General features: G+C 54.0%; 13 protein-coding genes. 12 read left to right on the top strand and 1 reads right to left on the bottom strand.

Features of this window, described 5'->3' with window-relative positions; all coding sequences use genetic code 11:
* Positions 1-11 precede the first annotated feature (11 nt).
* The 9 genes from PGS25_RS06475 to PGS25_RS06435 all read left to right on the top strand — a co-directional run bounded on the left by PGS25_RS06475 (position 12) and on the right by PGS25_RS06435 (position 9,421).
* Positions 12-1,139 carry an ABC transporter ATP-binding protein gene (locus tag PGS25_RS06475; protein ID WP_270418042.1) on the top strand — a complete coding sequence of 376 codons (1,128 nt, stop codon included), beginning with the start codon at positions 12-14 and terminating at the stop codon, positions 1,137-1,139.
* 65 nt (positions 1,140-1,204) lie between these two features.
* Positions 1,205-2,440 carry an ABC transporter substrate-binding protein gene (locus tag PGS25_RS06470; protein WP_117751211.1) on the top strand — a complete coding sequence of 412 codons (1,236 nt, stop codon included), beginning with the start codon at positions 1,205-1,207 and terminating at the stop codon, positions 2,438-2,440.
* A gap of 83 nt (positions 2,441-2,523) precedes the next feature.
* Complete coding sequence (locus PGS25_RS06465) at positions 2,524-2,961, top strand: hypothetical protein (RefSeq protein ID WP_118360253.1); 438 nt, start codon at positions 2,524-2,526, stop codon at positions 2,959-2,961.
* A gap of 11 nt (positions 2,962-2,972) precedes the next feature.
* Entirely contained in the window at positions 2,973-4,019 is a 1,047-nt protein-coding gene (locus PGS25_RS06460; protein WP_158574633.1) for an endonuclease/exonuclease/phosphatase family protein, read from the top strand.
* Between the two features lie 2 nt (positions 4,020-4,021).
* On the top strand, positions 4,022-4,792 hold the full coding sequence (locus PGS25_RS06455; RefSeq protein WP_270418041.1) for an HAD family hydrolase: 771 nt from the start codon (positions 4,022-4,024) through the stop codon (positions 4,790-4,792).
* A gap of 98 nt (positions 4,793-4,890) precedes the next feature.
* Entirely contained in the window at positions 4,891-5,592 is a 702-nt protein-coding gene (locus tag PGS25_RS06450; protein ID WP_118761361.1) for an MgtC/SapB family protein, read from the top strand.
* A gap of 357 nt (positions 5,593-5,949) precedes the next feature.
* Positions 5,950-7,599 carry a putative manganese-dependent inorganic diphosphatase gene (locus PGS25_RS06445; RefSeq protein ID WP_270418040.1) on the top strand — a complete coding sequence of 550 codons (1,650 nt, stop codon included), beginning with the start codon at positions 5,950-5,952 and terminating at the stop codon, positions 7,597-7,599.
* Between the two features lie 388 nt (positions 7,600-7,987).
* The gene (locus tag PGS25_RS06440; protein WP_117554962.1) at positions 7,988-8,713 is read left to right on the top strand and encodes an MgtC/SapB family protein; all 726 of its coding nucleotides are present in this window, start codon (positions 7,988-7,990) and stop codon (positions 8,711-8,713) included.
* Between the two features lie 15 nt (positions 8,714-8,728).
* On the top strand, positions 8,729-9,421 hold the full coding sequence (locus tag PGS25_RS06435; protein WP_117489569.1) for an MgtC/SapB family protein: 693 nt from the start codon (positions 8,729-8,731) through the stop codon (positions 9,419-9,421).
* A 599-nt stretch (positions 9,422-10,020) separates the two neighbouring features.
* Here PGS25_RS06435 and PGS25_RS06430 read toward each other — a convergent pair.
* On the bottom strand, positions 10,021-10,923 hold the full coding sequence (locus tag PGS25_RS06430; RefSeq protein WP_117489571.1) for an AraC family transcriptional regulator: 903 nt from the start codon (positions 10,921-10,923) through the stop codon (positions 10,021-10,023).
* Between the two features lie 293 nt (positions 10,924-11,216).
* Here PGS25_RS06430 and PGS25_RS06425 point away from each other — a divergent pair, with 293 nt between their 5' ends.
* The 3 genes from PGS25_RS06425 (at position 11,217) to PGS25_RS06415 (ending at position 14,935) form a co-directional block, all read left to right on the top strand.
* Complete coding sequence (locus tag PGS25_RS06425) at positions 11,217-12,395, top strand: Gfo/Idh/MocA family protein (protein WP_117751205.1); 1,179 nt, start codon at positions 11,217-11,219, stop codon at positions 12,393-12,395.
* A 199-nt stretch (positions 12,396-12,594) separates the two neighbouring features.
* On the top strand, positions 12,595-13,533 hold the full coding sequence (locus tag PGS25_RS06420) for a sugar phosphate isomerase/epimerase family protein (RefSeq protein ID WP_270418039.1): 939 nt from the start codon (positions 12,595-12,597) through the stop codon (positions 13,531-13,533).
* Between the two features lie 391 nt (positions 13,534-13,924).
* Complete coding sequence (locus PGS25_RS06415; protein ID WP_270418038.1) at positions 13,925-14,935, top strand: sugar ABC transporter substrate-binding protein; 1,011 nt, start codon at positions 13,925-13,927, stop codon at positions 14,933-14,935.
* Positions 14,936-15,075 lie beyond the last annotated feature (140 nt).

Below are 15,075 nucleotides of genomic sequence, written 5' to 3'. Positions count from 1 at the left end.
GAGTTTGGAAAATGAGCAAAATTGAACTGAAGCATATTGATAAATTCTACGGTAAGAACCACATTCTGAAGGATGTAAACCTCACGATTGAAGACGGTGACTTTATGACGCTGCTCGGCCCGTCCGGCTGCGGCAAAACCACCACACTGCGTGTAGTATCCGGCTTGGAGAAGCCGCAGAACGGCACCATTCACATGGACGGCAAGGAAATCGTCAACGCTGCGGAGGCTCATTTCGCGCCTCCGAGCGAACGTGACCTTAACCTGGTATTCCAGTCCTACGCATTGTGGCCGCATATGACGGTGCGCGAGAACATCGCGTTCGGTCTGAATATCCAGAAGCTGCCCAAGGATGAGGTAGATCGCCGCATCAAGGATGCCCTTGGGAGAATGCAGATCGGCCAGTATGTAGACCGTTACCCGTCCGAGCTGTCCGGCGGCCAGCAGCAGCGTGTTGCAATCGCCCGCGCTATCGCTTCCGAGCCGCATCTGCTGCTGATGGATGAGCCGCTGTCCAACCTGGATGCAAAGCTCCGCGTGGATATGCGCAGCGAGCTTAAGCGTCTGCACACCGAAACCGGCACGACGATGATCTACGTTACCCACGATCAGGTCGAGGCGCTGACCATGTCCACCAAGATCGCGATTTTCCGCGAAGGCATCATCATTCAGGTGGCACCTCCGCTGGAGCTGTACAACAACCCCGCAAACCTGTACGTTGCGGACTTCATCGGCAACCCGCGCATCAACTTTGTTGACGGCAAGGCAGAGGTTTCCGCTTCCGGTCTGACAGTAAACAGCGTGCTGGGCCGGATGACATTCCCGACCGATCATCTCAAGGACGAGAATATGCCGCGGGAAGCATCGTTCGATGCAGTGCTCGGCATTCGTCCGGAGCAGGTTACCATCAACACCTCGCGTCAGTCCCCGTCCGACATCGAAGCGCATATCTACACCTCGATGCCTGCCGGCTCCGAGACTCTGGTCACCGTCAAGGTCGGCGGCGTGAGCATGGTCATCAAGGCACTCGGCATTACGCATTACAACCCGGATCAGGTGGTCTATCTGTCGATCGACACCACCAAGATCAACGTATTTGATAAGAAAACCGAAAACCTCATCAAGTATTCGGTTGAATAAGCACCATACCATCAATGCACACTTTCACAAGAAACGAAGAGAGGAAACTGAAGGAGGAAAAACAAATGTTACAGCACAAGCGCACTTTAGCAGGTATTCTGGCAGCAACGATGATGTTCTCGCTGACCGCGTGCGGCGGAGGCGGAGCGACGACGGATCCGGGCAGCGATGCTGCACAGGATCCGAATGAGGCAGCGGCAGCGGGCACGCTCCAGCTGAGCGAGTGGGAAGAGTCCTCCGGTATCTTCAACACGGATGAGACCGATGAGGAACTGTACGAGAAGGCGAAGGAAGAGGGCAAGGTAACCATCTATTCGATTTCCTCCCGTATCACCAAGGTCGCCAATGCCTTTATGGAGAAGTATCCCGGCGTTGAAGTAGAGCCGTTCGATATTTCCACCAACGAGCTGCTGGAAAAGGTTACCCGTGAGTATGATGCCGGTCAGCACGTTGCCGATGTGGTGCATATCAAGGATCAGGACGGTACGCTGTACAACGAGTATATTCTGCCGCGCAAGTTCTATAACTACAAGCCGGCAGATATCCTGTCGCACATTGATGAAAAGTACACCAAGACGCAGACCCCGATGTATGTCGAGCTGACGCAGCTGTTCTACAACAGTGAAGCTTATCCGGACGGTTCTCCGGTGACGAATATCTGGCAGCTGACCGAGCCGGACTGGAAGGGCCGTGTCATGATGCAGAACCCGCTGGATAATCTGGCATGGGGCTCCTGGATCACCGGTTTCTGCGTAGGCGATGTTCCGGATGAGCTGGCTGCTTCCTACAAGGAGCTGTACGGTAAAGAGCTGACGCTGTCCGACGGCTGCGAGAACGCAGGCTATGAGTTCCTCAAGCGTCTGCATGACAACGAACCCATCTTCACCTCTTCTTCTGACGAGATCGCGGAAGCTGTAGGTACCAAGGGTCAGACCAATCCGCCGATTGGCTTCTGCGCTTCCTCCAAGCTGCGTAAGAACGAGGATAACAACTGGTGCCTCGCTCCGGTAAACCTCGAGCCGACCACTGGTATCCCGCAGATCAACACCCTGTACGTTGTCGGCGAGTGCGAGCATCCGAATGCTGCCAAGCTGCTGGTCCGCTTCATGATGGGCGGCGCAGACGGTGATGTATCCGGCTACAAGTACTTCAATACGCTGGGCGGCTGGCCGGTACGCGATGATATCGAACCGGCTGAGGGTTCCACCCCGTACAGCGAGCTGCACGTTTCTGATTTCAACGTTACCGATATCTATGAGAACATCAATCCGGTTCGTGACTTCTGGACGCTGCTCGGCTAAGACGTAATCAAAAGAGAAAACTATACGGACGCGGCAGACTGAAAAGCCTGCCGCGGATAGTAAAAGCGGAAGGAGCATACAGAATGGCTTTATTCGTAACCAAGGAAGGCAAGCGCAAGAGTCCGATGGCAGTTACCTGCTTTTTCGTGGATCTGCTGTTCTGCCTGGTATTCGGCGGTATGTATGCACTGCTGACCGGCGTACTGCATGACAATCTGCCTCTCGGCGGAGGCATGGCAGAGAACTGGATCCACTGCGGTCTGATCTCTGTGGTGGGTACTGCGGTCTGCTGCATCCTGTTTCTGCTGCCGGATAAGCGGATCGTGCCTTACAGCTTTGCGAGCCTGCCGGTTATCACGATCATGTGCGTGGTCGCAGCGTTCCAGCTGGAGCCTGCTGCCCGGAATATGATGCTGTATGTGACCTTCCTGTATACCTTGATGCCGATCCTTGTCGGCAACGCGGTATCGTGGACGCTATATTTCAAGCTGTACAAAAAACCGATGCCGCGCCGCCTGTAAAGGGGAGCAGTATGGAAAAACTGACAAAAGAGTGCGTGCTGCAATCTGCGGCACGATTGGAGCAGGAATCGCAGGATGCGGTGATGCGGGATATTCCTCAGTTTTTTGAGGCGGAGATCGTGACCCGGTTTGCGGGTGCGGTGCCGCAGAAGAAAGAACTGAATCCGCTGGTGTTCAACATGGAGCGGGGCATATGTCTTGCCGAAACAGTAGATTTTCTCCGGGAATGCCCGGCGCTGCGGCCGTATGACCTGATCCTGGCCAATGAGCTGGATAGCGGCTGTGCCCGGTCGGGCGAGCGGGATACTGCCGCAGAGATCGCCCGTGCGCTGGGAATGCAGTATGTGTTCGGGCTGGAGTTTGTCGAGCTGAAGGACGCTGCACACGGGTTTCACGGCAATGCAATCTTTTCGCGTTGGCCGATCCTGTGGGCAGAGGTGCTCCGTCTGCCGGAGCAGTATAACTGGTATTATGACCGACAGAAGCGCATCGGCGGCCGCAATGCGGTTTTTGCAAAGCTTGATGTGCAGGGACAGGAGGTCGGCGCGGTATCCATCCATCTGGAAAACCGGACGAGCGGCGCGGGACGCCTGCAGCAGATGAAAGCTGTACTGCAGGAGGTTGAGCGTGTATTTCCGGGGATTCCCGTTGTGCTGGGCGGCGATCTCAATACCAATACCTTTGACGGACGCGATAAGGCGGTGATTCGTCATCTGTGTGACGAGCCGGAGGAATTGGCTGCGGCGATCGAAATGATCGACCTGTATGAACCGCTTCTGCAGGACTGCACCGCAGCAGGCTATGCATGGCGGGCGGCTTCGGGCGGTGCGGACTGCACACGGCGCAAACCGCTGCCGGAGGGCGGCTGCCTGCATATGAAGCTGGATTGGTTGCTGCCGCGCGGCTTTACCGTGCACTGCAGCAGTGTGATTTCTACACTGACGGCAGACTGCGGCTTTGCTGCGCAGGACAGTGCGCTGGCCCGGTATACACAGCCGGAGCTGAGCGATCACAATGTGGTTCGTGCCTCCCTTGCACTGCCGCAGAAGGAGGAGTAAACGTGATTAACACTATATTATTTGATATGGGAGGAACGCTCGAGGATATCTGGTATAATGATCAGACGATTCACTCGGTTACCGGGGAGTTGCGGACGTTCCTCAATGAACATGATTTGGGTACAGGCTGCAATGACATTACCTTCTGGAACAAGCTGAACAGCGGTATCCGTACCTACAAACAATGGAGCGAATCCAACGAACTGGAGAAAAAACCGGAGGAAATCTGGCCGGAGTATTATATGGCGGACTTCAATCTGAACCGTGAAAGGCTGCAGGAGGTAGCGGAACGGCTGGCCGGCATGTGGGAAGTGACCTATTATCACCGCGAGCTTCGTCCGAAGGTCAAGGAGACTCTGGAGGAGCTGAAAAAACGCGGGTATCATCTGGGCGTCATCTCCAACACGGCATCGCTTTATTCGGTGTTCGATGTGCTGGAGCAGTACGGAATCCGCGATTATTTTGAAGATGTTACCCTGTCCAGCGTGACCGGATACCGGAAACCGCATCCGTCTATTTTCCAGATCTCGCTGCGCCAGATGCAGGCGAAGCCGGAGGAATGTGCCTATGTGGGAGATACGATCTCGCGTGATATCATCGGTGCAAAGCGAATGCATTTTGGTGCCGCGATCCAGATCCAGTCGTTCCTGTCGGCGCAGAAGGATGCCGGTGTAGATGCTGCTTACCAGCCGGATCATATCATTCGGGAATTGCCGGAGCTGGTGGATTATCTGGAGGAGCGAAATCGAGCAGAGCGCTTGACGATGCAATAAGAAAAAGAACGTAACCGTAACAATCTCTCTCTCTTTTTCTGACCGTACCCTGCCATTGCAGGGTGCGGTCAAATATTTTAGACAGGAGGGAAACGAAAATGGGGAAAATTACAGTGGTGGATATCGTGCTGCGGCTGCTGGGTGCAGTGATCGTCGGGTTTGCCGTCGGCGCGCAGCGCGCACGGACCTCGCATCCGGCGGGAATCCGCACACATATTCTGGTAGCACTCGGCTCGTGTGTGGTCATGGTGACAAGCTGCATCCTGTATGAGCAGACGATCGCAGTATTTGGGACAACGCCCTCTGACCCGGCGCGACTGGGTGCACAGGTCATCAACGGCATCGGTTTTCTGGGTGCCGGTGCGATCCTGCGTGAGGGATTTACCGTTCGCGGACTGACAACGGCGGCCAGTGTCTGGGTCGTTGCCTGTCTCGGTCTGTCGGTCGGCATGGGATACTATGTGCTCACGGCGGTCGGTACGGTGATTGCCTTTGTAACACTGGTGGCGTTTGACGGGATTCAGGATAAAATCCGCACCAGAAGCCGCTCGGAACTGGATCTGCAGATCGAATGTGACCATATGGGCGACATCATGGTGGAACTGTCGCATCTGGCAGAACGGCATTTCGCGAAGCTGCTTGATCTGTCCTTCAGCAGAACTCCGCATAACACCTATATCATCAGCTTCCGTGCAAGCTTTCCACCGAACGGATATGAGTCCGCGCAGAACGCATTCCGTCAGGAGCTGGCAGGTGTTTCCGGCATGATTCGCATGGAAAATCATAATGACCATATCTAAGGCAACACCGCATAATTAGAGCAGCGGCTTCTTGCGCAGGCTCCGGTCGCGCTGCCGCGGCTTCTTGTGCAGGCTCCGGTCGCGCTGCCGCGGCGCTTGGCGGAAATTTTGTGCCCTGACCTTGCTGTGCTTTTATGTTAATACATCAGGTATTGCTGTAAGATCACGCCTCGTCCGTGCAGAAAAATTTGCTTGCAGTATTATGCGGTATTGTCCTATTTCTTCCCGAGGGGAACAGCAGCACCCGAATCAGTGGCATGGTCGGTGCTGCTGTTTCCTTTTACCCGCAATCATACACCGTTGGGAAAACCACAGCAGTTCCCGCGGTCATTTCTCAGACAAAGGAGTCGGTACAGTATGAACCCGGTTTTTGTTATCGGACATCGTAATCCGGATACAGATTCGATCTGCTCTGCGATCTGTTATGCAGAGCTTAAGCACAGGCTGACCGGAGAACCATATATCCCCTGCCGGGCAGGCCATGTCAATACAGAGACCAAATTTGTCCTGGAGCGCTTCGGCGTAAAAGCGCCGCGTTATATCAAGTCGTTTGAGCCGTGTCTGAGCGATGTGCAGTACCGCAGGATCCCCGGTATTGATGAGGAGATGTCGCTGCACCGCGCATGGAATTACATGAACGAAAATGATATTCAGACGCTGGCCGTTGTCGATGAGGAGCGTCATCTTAAGGGACTGCTGACGCTGAGTGATATCGCGCGCTTCTATATGGAGGATAAGGACGCGAACGCACTGGCGGAGGCCGGAACAAGCTATCGCAACCTGGTGGATGTACTGGATGGTACGCTGATTGTCGGTGATATCGAAAAGCGGTTCGAGCAGGGCAGCGTGGTGGTTGCGGCAGCCAATCCGGATGTTCTGGAGGATTATATCGGGCCGCGTGACATGGTCATTCTCGGCAATCGCTATGAGAGTCAGCTCTGCGCCATTGAGATGAACGCGGGCTGCATTATTATCGGACTCGGCGCGAAAGTCTCGCGTACTATCCGCAAGCTGGCAAGTGAAAATCAGGTATCCATCATCGCAACGCCGCTGACGACATACAGCTGCGCCAAGGTGGTCAGTCAGGCTGTGCCGGTGCGCCATGTCATGCGCCGCAGGGGACTGATCACCTTTGAACCCGATGATGTGGTAGAGGATGTAAAGCGCGCAGTATCCAAAAAGCGTATGCGCTACTATCCGCTGCTGGATGAGCAGGGACGGTATATCGGAATGTTTTCTCAGCGCAATCTGCTGGATCTGGAGCGTCCGTCGGTCATTCTGGTCGATCACAACGAGCGGGATCAGGCGGCAGATGGTATTCGTTCGACCAATATCATTGAGATCATCGATCATCACCGCATTGATTCGGTTGAAACGAGCGGGCCGATCTATTTCCGCAATCAGCCGCTCGGCTGTACCGCGACCATTATCACAGGAATGTATCATGAGCATAATGTGCCGATCGAACCGAAAATCGCGGGTCTGCTGTGCTCTGCGATTCTGTCGGATACACTGATGTTCCGTTCTCCGACCTGTACGCCGCTCGACCGCGCCGCTGCAGAGGAGCTGGCGCAGATCGCAGGTCTGGACATCAGAGAGTATGCAACGGAGATGTTCCGCTCCAGCTCGCGCCTGCGCGACCGTTCAATGGATGAGCTGTTCCACATGGATTTCAAGTACTTTCAGGTACAGAATAAAAAAATCGCCATTTCGCAGCTCACGAGTGTCAGCGAGAATGAGCTGAACGGCATCCGGGATAAAATGCTGGGCTATATGGAGGACTATCTCAAGACGAGCGGACTGTCCATGCAGTTTGTCATGCTGACCAATATCATCGAGGAAAAGACCGAACTGCTTTATGTCGGCCGGGGTGCAAAGAATCTGGTGCATACCGCGTTCCGCAAGGAATGCGGGGAGCATTCGGTCGTGCTGCCGGGTGTAGTCAGCCGCAAGAAGCAGATGGTAACGCCGCTGCTCAGTGCAATGGAGGAGGAAGGGACCATGTAAGGCGGAAGTGCCTTGTGCTGCGCGCAGGCGCAGTTCGTGCGATACGGAACGAATACCCCCGTCCTGCACAATCTGTGCAGAATGGGGGTATTTACGCTCTGCGGAAGGGAAAGAACAGTTCGGAGAGGGTGCATCGAGATAAAAATTTTCACAAATGCGGATATTTAGAACTTAATATATAATAATATTGTGATAATTAAATACACAAACGTTTGCGAATGTACAAATTACACAAAAATAAACAAAATACTTCTTACAATGTGAGGGATGAAAATTTGCCTGATTCGGTGTTATACTGTATATATACCAAGGAGCGCAGGGTGTAAAACGACCATCAGCGCAAACGTGTGCGTAAACGGTTTCCGCAGGAAATGAGGAGGAGCAGAACATGACAGAAACGATTGCATATCTTCGCGAATTTCACTTTGCATCGGTCGTGCTGCGGCTCGCTCTGGCTATGCTGCTCGGCGGCTGCATCGGTCTGGAGCGGGAACGAAAACGCCGTCCGGCGGGCTTCCGTACATATATGCTGGTGTGTCTGGGTGCAACGCTGACCGTGCTGCTCAGCCTGTACGAATTTACCATGGTGACAGGGCCGTGGTCGGATATTTGCGCAGAGATCGGCATAAAAACCGACGTTTCCCGTTTCGGCGCACAGGTCATCAATGGCATCGGCTTTCTCGGCGCAGGCACGATTCTGGTCACCGGCCGTCAGCAGGTCAAGGGACTGACTACCGCCGCCGGATTGTGGGCTTCGGCGTGTACCGGCCTTGCGGTCGGCGCGGGATTTTATGAGTGCGTACTGATCGCGTTTGCTATGATCTTTCTGAGCATCCGCCTGTTCCCGATCGTGGATGCATACATTCAGGAAAACGCGCGCGATATCAATCTGTATCTGGAGTTTAACTCAATGGACGATGTCAGCACGATCATCAATCAGCTGAAAGCGCAGAATGTGCAGATCTACGACATCGACATCGAGCGCAACCGGAGCGGTGAGCAGCTGCATCCAAGCTCGATCTTTTCGATTCGTCTGAATGAAAAAATACCGCATACGCAGCTGCTGTCCGAACTGGCCGGGCTGGATTGTCTGTGTGTGATCGAAGAGCTGTAACGGGAGGGAAGCAATATGTTATCTGTTTTTGACGGTCTGCGCAGCGTTACCACGCTCTCCGTATTTGTGCGTCTCGCCTGTGCATTTATCTGCGGCGGCATCATCGGCATCGAGCGCTCGTACAAGCGTCGTCCGGCAGGCTTCCGCACCCATATTCTCATCTGCATCGGTGCAGCGATCACCACGCTGACCAGTCAGTATCTGTATCTGAATATGCATTATTTCACTGATATGGCGCGTCTGGGCGCGCAGGTTGTTGCCGGAATCGGCTTCATCGGTGCCGGTACGATCATCGTCACCAAGCGGCAGAATGTGAAGGGACTGACAACGGCGGCCGGACTGTGGACCTCGGCTATCATCGGTCTGGCGTTTGGCGGCGGCTTTTATGAGGGCGGTATTCTGGCCACCGGCTTTATCATGCTGGCAGAGCAGGTGTTCTCGCGGCTGGAGTATCGTGTGCTGGAGCACGTTCCCGAGATCAATGTGTATATGGAATATGAGGATAAAACGTGTCTGGACGATGTGCTGCAGCTGTACCGCAGATGTGATGTCAAGGTGCTGAATATCCAGATCACCCGTGCGGCGGAAAACGGTGAGCACAATGCCTGTGCGATCTTCACGCTGCGCCTGCCGCGCAGCTGCACGGTAAACCGTCTGATGACACTGGTCGGCGAGCGTAAAGGCATCGTGTCGGTCGAGGAACTGTAAAACAGAACAAATCTATTGCATTTCATCCTTTCAGGCAACACCGCATAATGAGACAAAAGGCGACTTGCGAGCAGGTTTTGCGTGCTGACGAGGCTTGGTTCTGCGGTAATACTTGAGGTATTACCATGGAAGCGCAGCAAAGTCAGGGCGCAGAATTTCAGCAAAGCGTCGCAGCAGCGCGACCGGAGTCTGCGCAAGAAGCTGTGGTTCTCATTATGCGGTGTTGTCTTAACAGACCGTAAACCTTTTAACGTGCACTGGCGCGCGAATTGTATAAATTGCAGGAATATGACATTTTGACAGACTGAGACGCACATCTTGCGATGTGCGTCTCAGCTTGTCGAAAAAGTTAGATTTCTATTTTGTGCTTCGTGCGACAGCACGCATAAAATAGAATTTGCGCAGCAAATTCATAAAAACCGGGGGCATGTACCTCGGTTTTTATACAAGGGAAAAAAAATGTGTCCGGAGGACGCGGTTTTTCTTCAGCATTCGATCGAAAGCGTGGTTTCGATCGAGAGGCTGCTCGAAAAACGATAGTTTTTCGACAGCCTCAGACGCACATCTTGCGATGTGCGTCTTTTTGCATATTTGCACGGTTACAGCTCCGGCACATCTGTATCTATGAACGGCACATCGGTTTTGCATACCGCATCAATCGCTTTGGACATATGCTGGATACGGTACTGCCGCGGTGACGTACCGACCTTCTTAACGAACAGGTTGATCAGACTGCCGCTGGTCGAGTAGCCGACCTCCTCAGCGATTTCCGCAATCGGCTTCTGCGTGCGCACGAGCAGAACCTTCGCACGCTCAATGCGCGAGTTGATGACATAATCGGCAGGGGAGAAGCCGGTGCGGCGCTTGAACATATGCGCGAAATAGGACGCACTCAGGCACACGGTGGACGCCAGATCCTCCACGGAAATCGGCTGACCGATATGCGAGCGGATGTACTGGATGGCCTGCTCGACCGGCGTATCCGCTGACTGCTCGGCGGCACTCGGTGAGAGCAGCAGGTCAAACATGCGGTAGATGCGTGCCGAGCGCTGCATGTCGGTCTCTACACCGTTCTCATCGTAAAAGCGCACCATGTCGTACAGCAGATTGCCGATCAGCGTGTTGTTATCGCGGCGGATGAGCCAGCCGTGCCGGTCGGTGATGCGGCGGCACAGCTCACGCGCGTTCGAGCCTTCAAAGTGCATGTACACGAACTCCAGTCCGTCCTCGGCGTGGTAGTAGTGCGGCTCAATGCAGTCGAGCAGCAGTATGTCACCGGCCTCGGCGACATTGAACTCACCGCGGTACTCCACGCGGAAGCGTCCCTTGCGGATGTAGGCGATGAGCAGCGGCGGATAACTGTCGCGCTTCATAAAATAGTTGGCGGTGCAGTAGTAGTGACCGCACCATGTCGGGTAGAACAGCAGCTCTCTCGCGGTCTGCGACGGCGTAAACGGAAAACAAACCGACTCACTTCGGATGCCGGGATCAACACTTTGCATAGACTCTTCTCCTTCCTTATTTTGCATTCATAGAATCCATGAACGAAATAGCAGGATTGATGAACTGGTTTTCTGTGTTTTTTCACAGAAAGCAGGATTGATGAACTTTGCAGCAGAAACGCTTATTGAATATATCCATAAAATATTTTATACTTAGGCCAGAAGTTAGGGAATGGATACAATAAACAAAGATAAATCGAATTTGTTGTATGTATTTCACAAAACATCAAAATTAGCAGTACAAAAACAGAATCAAACACTTTTTTGCAAATCAAAGAAAGAAGGAAAACATTATGTTTATCGGTGAAAAGAAAATTGCTCGTCCGTTCCGCTGGGGTATCGTAGGCGGCGGCCGTACTTCCGGCGTTGGTTACAAGCATCGTCTGGGCGCTATGCGAGACAACACCTCGTTCGTACTCAAGGCTGCAGCGTTCGACCTGGACTTCGCCCGCTGCGTAGACTTTGGCAAGAACCTGAACATGGATGAGGAACGCCTCTATCCGGATTACAAGACCATGTTCGCTGAGGAAGCAAAGCGCGAGGACGGCATCGAGGCTGTTGACATCGCAACCCCGAACTTCCAGCACTTTGAGGTCTGCAAGGCAGCTCTGGAAGCCGGCCTGCATGTAATCTGCGAGAAGCCGCTGTTCTTCAAGGTTGAGGAAGGCGAGGAGATCAAGAAGCTGGCTGAGGAAAAGGGCAAGATCGTTTGCGTAACCTACGGCTTCTCCGGTTTCGACCTGCTGAGCCAGATGCGTTCCATGGTCCTGAACGGTGACATCGGTGAGGTTACTATGGTAGACCTCCGCTACGCACATGGCTTCGCTTGCGACCCGACCGGCGATAAGCAGGCTGAGGGTCAGAAGTGGCGTGTTGATCCGGCAAAGTCCGGCCCGTCTTTCGTACTTGGCGACCTGTCCACCCACACCTTCTACATGTCCGAGCTGATCTGCCCGCAGCTGAAGCTGAAGCAGCTGCTGTGCGACCGCCAGAGCTTCATCAAGTCCCGCGCACCGCTGGAGGACAATGCTTACGTCCTGATGCGTTACGAGAACGGCGCAGTTGGCCGTATGTGGGCATCCGCAGTTAACGCAGGTGACATGAGCAGCCAGCACATCCGCATTGTCGGCACCAAGGCTTCCCTCGAGTGGAACGATATGCATCCGGATGAGCTGTACTACGAAGTACAGGGTCAGCCGCGTCAGACTCTGGTTCGTGCAATGGATTACCTGAATCCGGAAGCTCTCGAGTACGAGCGCCTGGGTGCTCTGCACTACACCGGCCTGATCGAGTCCTGGAGCAACCTGTATACCCGTTTCGCTATCGCAATGGATGCAAAGAACCGCGGCGACGAGGAGACCCTCAAGAATCTGGTTTACCCGGATCTGGAGCACGGCATCGACGGCATCCGCTGGGTAACCAAGTGCGTAGAGTCCGCTGACAAGGGCGGCGTATGGGTAGATTTCAAGTAATTCTCCCGATTTCCATCTAAACTAAGACACTCTCTCATTTCTTTTCTCTGTACCGCTGCCTTCCGTAAGGCGGGCAGCGGCAACCTTTTAAGGTGCTTAAAAATTCCCTCCTATATAACATACTCTTGAAATTCTCTCTCTAAAAATCGCTCCAACGATTTCTACTACAACAAAAAAGAAGAAAAGTGAGGTTTTTTATATGAAACTCGCAATTTGCACTGATGTTTTTGCTGATCTGTCCTACACGGATATGCTCGATAAGGTAAAGTCCCTCGGTATCGACGCGGTTGAGATGACCGCAGGCGGCTGGGGTGCGCGCAAGCACTGCAACACCGCGGAGCTGCTTGCGGACGAAGGCAAGCGCAAGGAATTCATGGGCGAGCTCGAGAAGCGCGGCATGCGTATTTCTGCTCTGAACACGTCCTGCAACCCGCTTTGGCCGAGCAAGACCGGTGAGGAATACAAGAAGTCCATGTACGACTGCGCTACGCTGGCAGGTCTGCTGGGCGTTAAGAAGATCGTTGCCATGGCAGGACTGCCGGCCGGCAACGAAACCGACACCACCCCGAACTGGATCACCTCTACCGTTTCGTGGCCGGATTTCATGGCTCCGGCGTATGAGTACCAGTGGAAGGTAACGATCGAGTTCTGGAACGAGTTCATCGCACACTGCAAGAAGTGCGGCATCGAGCACATCGCTATTGAGGAGTTCCCGGGCACCATGGTTTGGTCTGCTACGACCCTGCTCAAGCTGCGCGAGGCTACCGACCCGATGCTCGGCATCAATCTCGACCCGTCCCACATGATGGTTCTTGGTGCTGACCCGATCGCGGCGGCTCGCGCACTCAAGGGCTGCATCTTCCACGTTCACGGTAAGGATGCCCGTATCGAGCGTGGTCTGGCAGACACCGACGGTCTGCTCGAGCCTCGCCCTGTTACCGAGTCCTCTGACCGCGTTTGGAACTATGTCGCAGTCGGCTGCGGCAAGGACCTGCAGTGGTGGAAGGAATTCTTCTCTGTATGCCACATGATGGGCTACGACGGCGACGTTTCGCTCGAGATGGAGGACCTGACCATGACCGTTGATGCCGGTGTCAACACCTCTATCGACGCACTGCGCCAGACCATCAGCCAGTAATTGGTGCGGCATCACCGAACAATTGCTCTTGCCGAATTGTCCGGTGATACCGTAAAAGATTTTTCATTAAGGCAATACCGCATAATTGAACAAGAGTGATTTGCGAGTAAATTTTGCGTACTGACGAGGCACAGTTTTGCGGTAATACTCGATGTATTACCGTGAAACTTCGGCAGCGCGGACGGAACTCGCGCAAGGAACCGAAGCCAAAGTTAGGACACAAAATTTCCGCAAAGCACCGCGGCAGTGCGACCGGAGCCTGCACAAGGAGCCGCCGCTTTAATTGTGCGGTGCTGCCTTAAGTCCACAGCATTTTCGCAATTCCAGCACCACCCCCATAGAGAAGAAAGAAAATCAATATGAGAAGAAGAGAAAGGGCAGTGTTTGAACCATGAAAAAGAAGCTTTTAGCAATGACGTTAGCGAGTGCTCTGTGTGCCGGCATGCTGGCAGGCTGCGGTTCGTCCGCATCGACTGGCAGCACGGGTGACAGCGGCTCCACCGCTTCCGATGATGCCTACAACGTAACCGTTATCGTAAAGCATACGGACGGTCACTTCAACAAGGTTATTGCCGGTGCGCGCGCTTACGGCAGCGAGCACGACAATGTAAACGTCGAAATCCAGTCTCCGACCTCGGCTACCTCGTATGATGAGCAGGTCAACATGATCGAGACTGCACTCGGCAACCCGGGCATTGACGCCGTTGTTATCGCTCCGCAGCAGTCCACCTCTACCGCAACGCTGGTAGATACCGCGACCAAGCCGGTCGTAGCACTCGATACCGACTTCACCTCGGATAAGAAGGCATGCTTCGTTGGCACCGGCAACGAGGACGCAGCGCTGAACGGCGGCAAGGCGGTTGCTGAGGCCTGCAAGGCACTCGGCAAGGACAAGCCGACGGCGGTTATCATTGCAGGCGTACAGGGCGACGAGACCCATGAAGCACGACTGCGCGGCTACCGCGATGCGATCGAAGCCGCAGGCGGTCAGGTGCTCGAAGTGCAGTACACCGACACCATGCCGGACAAGGCAGCAGCCGCTATGGAGGCGGTTATCCAGAAGTACCCGAACGGCGTAGACGCAGTTCTGTCCATCGCGGATGACATGGCGCTTGCAGATGCAAAGGTTATCAAGGATTCCGGCAACACCAATTACGCAGATACCGTTCTGTGCGGTTTTGACGGCAACCAGTCTGCCATCGAGGCTGTTATGGACGGCTCTCTGACCATCGACATCGCTCAGATGGGCTACGACATGGGCTACAAGGCTGTTGAAGCAGCAGTTACCGTACTTGAGGGTGGCTCTGTTGAATCCTTCATCGACTCTGGCTCCAAGGTTATCGACTCCTCCAATATCGACGAGTACGTCTCCGACATGAAGTCCAAGGGTCTGTGGGAGTAATTCAAACACACATTTGACAGCATAAACAGTTTATAGACAGGGCGGACGCAGAGTTCGACACATGCGTCCGCCCTAACTATACGCATTTTTGAGAATTAAATTACAAATATGGGAAATTGAAGCGGTTGAGGGACCGCGTG

The sequence above is a fragment of the Butyricicoccus sp. AM78-15b2TA genome (assembly GCF_027665985.1).
Taxonomy (GTDB): Bacteria; Bacillota; Clostridia; order Oscillospirales; family Butyricicoccaceae; genus Agathobaculum; species Agathobaculum butyriciproducens.
This window is presented reverse-complemented; position numbering and strand designations above follow the sequence as displayed.